General features: G+C 71.7%; 4 protein-coding genes. 3 read left to right on the forward strand and 1 reads right to left on the reverse strand.

What is annotated here, in order from left to right:
• Positions 1-208: 208 nt before the first annotated feature.
• A complete protein-coding gene (locus OFY01_RS29505; RefSeq protein WP_266605079.1) occupies positions 209-1,462 on the forward strand; it encodes an exo-beta-N-acetylmuramidase NamZ family protein in 1,254 nt (417 codons plus the stop codon).
• Between the two features lie 86 nt (positions 1,463-1,548).
• Positions 1,549-2,865 carry an alpha/beta hydrolase family protein gene (locus tag OFY01_RS29510; protein WP_266605081.1) on the forward strand — a complete coding sequence of 439 codons (1,317 nt, stop codon included), beginning with the start codon at positions 1,549-1,551 and terminating at the stop codon, positions 2,863-2,865.
• A 61-nt stretch (positions 2,866-2,926) separates the two neighbouring features.
• On the opposite strand, the gene OFY01_RS29515 is transcribed toward OFY01_RS29510, so the two are convergent.
• Positions 2,927-5,830 carry a penicillin acylase family protein gene (locus tag OFY01_RS29515; protein ID WP_266605083.1) on the reverse strand — a complete coding sequence of 968 codons (2,904 nt, stop codon included), beginning with the start codon at positions 5,828-5,830 and terminating at the stop codon, positions 2,927-2,929.
• A 223-nt stretch (positions 5,831-6,053) separates the two neighbouring features.
• Between OFY01_RS29515 and OFY01_RS29520 the strand changes: the two genes are divergently transcribed.
• Positions 6,054-6,656 (forward strand): hypothetical protein, encoded by a 603-nt coding sequence (locus OFY01_RS29520; RefSeq protein ID WP_266605085.1) that lies wholly within the window; start codon positions 6,054-6,056, stop codon positions 6,654-6,656.
• Positions 6,657-6,659: the final 3 nt, after the last annotated feature.

The raw sequence follows: 6,659 nt of genomic DNA on the forward strand, positions 1-6,659 counted from the left end.
CGGTCTCCTTCGACGCGACGCGCTACACGGCTCGGTTTCCCTGGCAGACTAACCAGTCGGTATGTCGCGAGGGAAGGGCTGCACCGGACAAGATCGGCGCGCGACGCGTTCCCGGATTCGCTCCCGGTTCACCCCCCGGCGGTGATCACGGGACTACCGTGCGTGGCCGGGCCAGGGTCCGTCCGACGGCGATCACGGAGGTTCGCGCATGAACGTGTCCAGACGAGGGCTGCTCGCGGCGAGCGCGGGCGCGGCGGGCGGCGTGCTGGCCGCGGGCGGCACCGGCGCGCAGGCCGCCCCCGAGCCCCGCGGCAGGCGGGTGCGGACCGGCTTCGAGCGGCTCGCGGCCGACGGATACGCGCTGCTCGACGGCGACAAGGTAGGCGTCGTCACCAACCCGACGGGCGTCACGCACGACGTCCGCCACATCGTCGACGTGATGCACGCGGACGAACGCGTACGCCTGACCGCGGTGTTCGGCCCCGAGCACGGTTTCCGCGGGACCGCGCGGGCGGGCGGCTCGCAGGGCCGCTACACCGATCCCGCGACCGGCCTGCCGGTCTACGACACGTACGGGAGGAGCGGCCGGAAGCTGGCCGACGTCTTCACGGAGTCGGGCGTCGACACGGTCGTCTTCGACATCCAGGACGTCGGCGCCCGCTTCTACACGTACATCTGGACGCTGTACGACTGCATGGGCGCGGCGCGGCGGGCGGGTAAACGGTTCGTCGTCCTTGACCGCCCCAACCCGGTGACCGGCCGCGACGCGTACGGGCCGGTGCTGCGCAAGGAGTTCGCGTCGTTCGTGGGCCGCCGCGAGATCGCGCAGGCGCACGGTATGACGGTGGCCGAGCTGGCCCGCCTGTTCAACGGCGAATATCTGGAGCGTCCGGTGAGACTGGACACCGTCGGGATGTCGGGGTGGCGGCGCCGCGACTTCTACGACGCGTCAGGGCTGCCGTGGGTGCCGCCGAGCCCGAACATGCCGACCGCGGACACGGCTCTGGTGTACTCCGGCACCTGCCTGTTCGAGGGCACCAACCTGTCGGAGGGGCGGGGCACGACGCGCCCGTTCGAGCTGCTCGGCGCGGAGGGGGTCGACGCGCGGTGGGCCGCCGCGGCGAACGGTCTCGGCCTGCCCGGTGTGTACTTCCGGGAGGCGTACTTCACCCCGACGTTCTCCAAGTTCACGGGCAAGACGGTCGGCGGGGTGCAGATCCACGTCCACGACCGGGACGCGTACCAGCCGGTGCGCACGGGCATCGCGCTCCTGGTGACCGCCCGGTCCGTGTGGAGCGGCTTCGCCTGGCGCGCGGACCACTGGATCGACAAGCTCACGGGTTCCGCACGGGTGCGCACCATGATCGACGCGGGCGCCTCGCCGGACGAGGTGGTGGCCGCCTGGCACGAGGAGCTGGCCGCGTTCCGGGCGGTGCGGCGGCGGTACCTGACGTACCCGTAGCCCGGTGCGTGCCGGAGTGCTGGTCAAGCCCGGTGAGCGGCAGGACGATGCGGGACACCGCACTACGACCTTCACGGGAGTGGGCCATGGCCGCTGCACCGCACGTCCACGTACGTCCGTATTGGGAGCTGGAGTTCGACACCGACGGGGACCCGGACCCCGCGCGCCGCGACCGGCTGCTGCGCGAGGTGCGCGAGCAGGACGTACACGACCTGGTCGTCTTCGCGCACGGCTGGAACAACGAACCGTCCACCGCGACCCGCCTGTACGACCGGTTCTACGCGCCGTTCCCCTCGCTGGCCCCCGATGCCCGGATCGGGTACGTGGGCGTGCTGTGGCCGTCCATGATGTTCGCGGACGAGCCGATCCCCGACTTCCATCCGTCGGCGGTCGCGCCGTCGGCCGTCGCGCCGCCGATCGCGCTCGATCCCGGCACGCTGCGCGCGCTGCACGCCGCGTTCCCCGACCGGGGCGACGTCGTCGACCGGCTTGCCGCACTCCTCGACGAACAGCCGGACGACGACGAGGCGTTCGCCGCGTTCGGGGCTCTGCTGCGGCGCCTGACCGGTGCCGGGACCGACACCGAGTACGCCTGGGACACCGAGGACGAGGCACGCGACGGGGCGCGGCCCGCGATGTTCGGGCAGGACACGCGCGCGGTGTGCCTGGAGTTCGCCGACACGCTGGAGCGGACGCTGACGGCGGCAGCCCAGGGCCCCGCGGCCGAGTCGTTCCGGTTGCCCGGCGGCCTGGTCAAGGCGTGGCACGGCGCCCGTGAACTGATGCGGCAGGCCACGTACTACACGATGAAGCGGCGCGCGGGGAAGGTCGGTCGGGCCGGGCTCGGTGCCACGCTGGGACGCCTGGCGCGGGAGGCGCCCGGCGTCCGGGTGCACCTGGTGGGGCACAGCTTCGGGGCGCGCCTGGTGTCGTTCGCGCTCGCCGGACTCCCCGACGACGCGGCCGACGTGCGGTCGGTGACGCTCCTCGAAGGCGCCTTCTCGCACTACGCGTTCGCGCCGCGCGGGGTGCTGCACGGCCGCCAGCACCGGATCGAGGGGCCCTTGGTGGCGTGCTACTCGCACTACGACACGGCGCTGGCCGTCTGGTACCCGCTGGCCTCCCGCCTCGCCGGTGAGGACCGCGGTCTCCTGGACCAGGGCCTCCTGGACCTGGGGGCACGCTGGGGCGCCATCGGCCACGACGGGGTGCGCGGGGTGCCCGACACGCCGCGCGTGGACCTGGCCGGGGCGCTGCGCCACGGGCTCCCGGCGACGGGGTGCGTGAGCGTGGACGCCGCGCAGGTGGTCCGGCGCGGCGGCCCCCCGTCGGGCGCCCACAGCGACATCTGCCATCCGGAACTGGCGCGGGTGGTGCTGCGGGCGGGCCGGATCACCGACTGAGCGGCGGCGCCGGGCGCGGGGCCGTCCGGCACGTGCCGGACGATCCCGCACCCCTGAGGGGTCACCGGTGGCGCGGGAACTCGACCACCTGCTGGTAGGTGGGACGGTTCTGCCACTGGATCGCGCGGTGGGTGATCCCGCCGAGCGGGCGCTGGTCGATGCTGTCCGCGCACCACTGGTCACCGGCGGCGCAGGAGCTGTCCCCCGGGTAGACGGTGGTCGCGGGCTCGGCCGCCGCCTCGGCGAGCGTGCTCAGGAGCACGTCCCGGCAGGCGGGCAGGTCACCGGAGCCGCAGTACGCCTCGCCCAGCTTGCCCTTCACGGGTTCGCCGAGCACCGTCCGCAGGTCCTTGTCGACATACCCCCACCAGCCGTACTGGAACGACGACCCGGCATGCGCGCCGGTCGGCCCGTGCCCCGCCGACGGCGACTCGTCGACCGTCAGCTCCCCGGTCAGTGCCTGGTAGAGGGCACTGCCGAGCCCCGGTTGGAACTCGGCGCGGACGAGCTTCGGCCACCACGCGTCCATGATGCGGACGGCGTCCGGGTGCGCGTACGTCTTCGACCCGGCCGACGTCTGGTTGCGCTGTGCGCCGTCCTTGGCCCATGCCTCCAGCTGCTCGACGGCCTTCTCCCGGGCGGGGTCGGTGACCGGCGCGCTGCGGATGACCTTGAGGATCGTCGGCAGCACCCGCTCGCCGCGCAGGTCGGTGACCGCGGCCTCCTCCATCGCACGGGTGAGCGAGGCGCGGGTGACGCCGCCCCGCTCGGTCAGCTTCTTCACCCGCTCGTCGAGGAGATTCGCGCGGTGCACGGCGCCGAGGCTGAAGTTGGCCGAGGAGAAGCCGGGGGCCTGCTTGTTGTTCCAGGAGATGTAGTAGTCCTGGTCGACCGAGTTGGGGTGCTGGGACGGCGGGGTGTAGGCCGCCGTGTTGTTCGTCGGGTCGAAGTCCTTCCACTCGTACGCCTTCTCCGCCATCACGGGCAGCGACATGTCGACGCCGTCGGCGCGCACCGGGTCGGCGCCGCTGTTGTAGTACGCGATGTCGTGCGCGTCGGCGTAGAACCAGTTGAACGTGTAACTGATGTGCTGGGCCGCCTGCTGGAACGTCTTGGCGTCCTTGACGAACGTCGGGTCGTTCAGCATCTGGAAGCCGATGATCGAGTCGACCTCGTGGCGGTAGGTGGAGCGCAGCGAGGTGTAGGCGACGGGCTTGCCGCCGACGGTCGCGCGGTGGGTGACGATGCCGTAGTTCGTGCGGAAGACCTGCATCCGGTAGGAGCCGGCCGCGGTGGAGTCGGCGACCGTCGGCTTCCAGGAGTTGGTGCGCTCCAGTTTCTCCATCGGGGTGCAGGTGCCGTGGTACATGTAGTGGTCCGAGTGCTTGGTCGGGGTGGAGCCGTCCGGCTCGCACAGTCTCACCGCGTACGTGTCGGTGATGTCCTGCCCCGCCGACGTGGCCGACCAGGCGTAGTCCTGTCCGCGGCCGAGCTGTACGTACATGCCGACGCCCGCGAAGGAGACGCCGCGCGCGCTGATGCCGGGGCCCTGCAGTTCCTCCTGCATCAGCAGTTGTGGCGCGAAGTAGCCGGTCTGCGGGCCGAAGACGGCGACCGGGTGGCCGGACGCGGTGTGCGCGCCGGAGACCAGCAGGGCGTTGGACATGCCCTTGCGGGTCATCGGGGTGCGGAACAGGTCGGCGGGCAGCACTCCGCCGTCGTTCATGCCCTGGAGCGGTTTCAGCCTCTGAGGGGCCTTCACCGGCGCCTTGGGCACCGTCGCGGCCGTGGTCTGCGGCGCGGCCGTGGTCCGCGCCGCGGCGGAACCGGTCCGGTCGTAGACCAGCTGTTCCTTCTCGACCGATCCCTTGTCGGGCATGGCGAGCCCGCGCGCGTGGGCCGGTTTTCCGCCGTAGGGGAAGCGGGTGCCGTCGTGGACGGTGGTGACCGCCTCGGGGTCGTTGCGCGCGCGGAAGGACTCCCAGACGGCGGTGCCCTTCTCGACGCCGTACCTCTCCTGTGCCTTGAGCAGGGAGAGCGCCTGGCCGACCTCGCCCCCGCCGCCGTTGCCGAACAGCCCTCCGACCACCGAGGCGAGCGCGATCATGTCGGTGACCTTGAACGGCTGGATCTCCCCGGCGTTCGTGATGGCGTCGATCTTTCCGGTGAGGACGTACTCGCCGGGGAAGTAGCGCCCGTTCTTGGCCTGTTCGCGGTAGGCGTTGAGGCCGTCGATGTATGCCTGGGCGTCCGCCATGGCCTGCTTGCCGCGGGCGCCGCCGTGCTCCTTGATGAAGTCGACCTGCTTCTGGAGATCCTTCTCGGTGTACGGGGCCTGCGGCCAGAACTCCTGTTCCAGACCCTGGTTGGCGGGGGCGCCGCCCGCGAAGGAGGTCAGCTCGCCGCGGCCGATGTGGCGGAACAGGTCGATCAGCCAGAGCCGGTCCTGACCTGCGGCGTAGCCGGCGCCGAACTCGGTTCCGTAGCGCGTGGAACCTTTGATGTGGGGTATTCCGTTCTTCTTGTCACGGGTGATGGTCACGTCGTCGCGAGGGTGGATGACCGAGGCGACCTGACCGTCCGGGACACCGAAGGAGGAATCCGTGAAGAAGTCCGAGAGTGTGTCGTCCGTCAGACCGTGGTACCCGGACGAGAGCGCGTCGTAGGGGCCGAGCTGGTCGTCGGCGTGCGGGGGCTGGATGCCGAACGCCTTGTCGGCGAGGATCTGGGCCAGCGTCGCGCTGCCGTTCGCACCGGGCGGCAGGATGTCCGAGCACTGGCCTCCGCAGTAGTCGTCCGCGGCGGCGGTGGCGGTGGGCGCGGTGCGGGCACCGGAGCCGATGCCGGTGGCCGCGGCCGTCGGCAGCGGAGCAAGCAGCCCCGCGGTGAGCACGAGCGCCGCGGTGGCCGTACGTCTTCTCGTGAACCTTGTGTGCAGGGTGGTGCGTGGGATGCGTCGTCGCATGCCTGGTCCTCCCGACGATGGTTGGCCGGAGGTTACCGGCGGTTAGCCACCCACAGAAGATGAACATGCGTCACGTTTTCGGAATCATCACAGAGGTCGGGAACCACGTGACCAACCGGGCACGGTTCCGAGGGATCCGAATCGCGTGTCGATACGTCTATTCGACGACGTCGCCTCCTCGACCACGGCGACGCCGGCGTACGTGTGACGGAGGTGCAGGGCGATGGCCGGATTCCGGAGTCTGGCGAGACAGGTGCGCGACCCGTTGAGCGACCTGGCGCTGCGGCGGTACTCGCTGCGCAAGTGCCTGGAGAGATTCGCTCCTTACGGACACCGGGCGACCTGGGACCACCTCTGCTCGCGGGCGGGGTTCGGTCCCGAGGACCGCTCCCCCGACCCGGCGCGCCTGGTCGCGGCCCTGGAGGAGCTGGAGGAGGCGCGGGCGGTGTGGCTCGCGTACGAGGACGCCTTCGCGCGGCGGCGCCGCAAGGAGAAGCACGACGGGCTGCGCCGTCCGGCCAGCTTCGACGACTGGCACCGGCTGACCTGGGGCGGCTGCGGGGTGGCGTGGTGCGACGACCCGGCGGTGCACCCGTCCGAGCCACTCGCGGAGGTGCTGCGCCGCATCATCAGGGCCCTGGAGCGCGAGCCGGGCGCATGCTGCCCCGTGTGCGCGGACACCCGTCTCGTATGGCAGCACGACCTGGCGCACGAGCCGCCCTCGGGCCCGGTCTGCACCGGCTGCGGCATCGTGGTGCCCCGGCCCGTGCTCACCCCGGCGGCGCTCGCGGCGGCGCGGCGCGCGCGGCTGCTCGTGTCGGCGTAGCGG

The organism is Streptomyces beihaiensis (genome assembly GCF_026274175.1).
Lineage (GTDB): Bacteria > Actinomycetota > Actinomycetes > Streptomycetales > Streptomycetaceae > Streptomyces > Streptomyces beihaiensis.

Excerpts from the sequence above, each read along its gene's own strand:
- OFY01_RS29505 (WP_266605079.1), top strand. The coding sequence starts at position 209 with ATGAACGTGTCCAGACGAGGGCTGCTCGCGGCGAGCGCGGGCGCGGCG.
- OFY01_RS29510 (WP_266605081.1), top strand. The coding sequence starts at position 1,549 with ATGGCCGCTGCACCGCACGTCCACGTACGTCCGTATTGGGAGCTGGAG.
- OFY01_RS29515 (WP_266605083.1), bottom strand. The coding sequence starts at position 5,830 with ATGCGACGACGCATCCCACGCACCACCCTGCACACAAGGTTCACGAGA.
- OFY01_RS29520 (WP_266605085.1), top strand. The coding sequence starts at position 6,054 with ATGGCCGGATTCCGGAGTCTGGCGAGACAGGTGCGCGACCCGTTGAGC.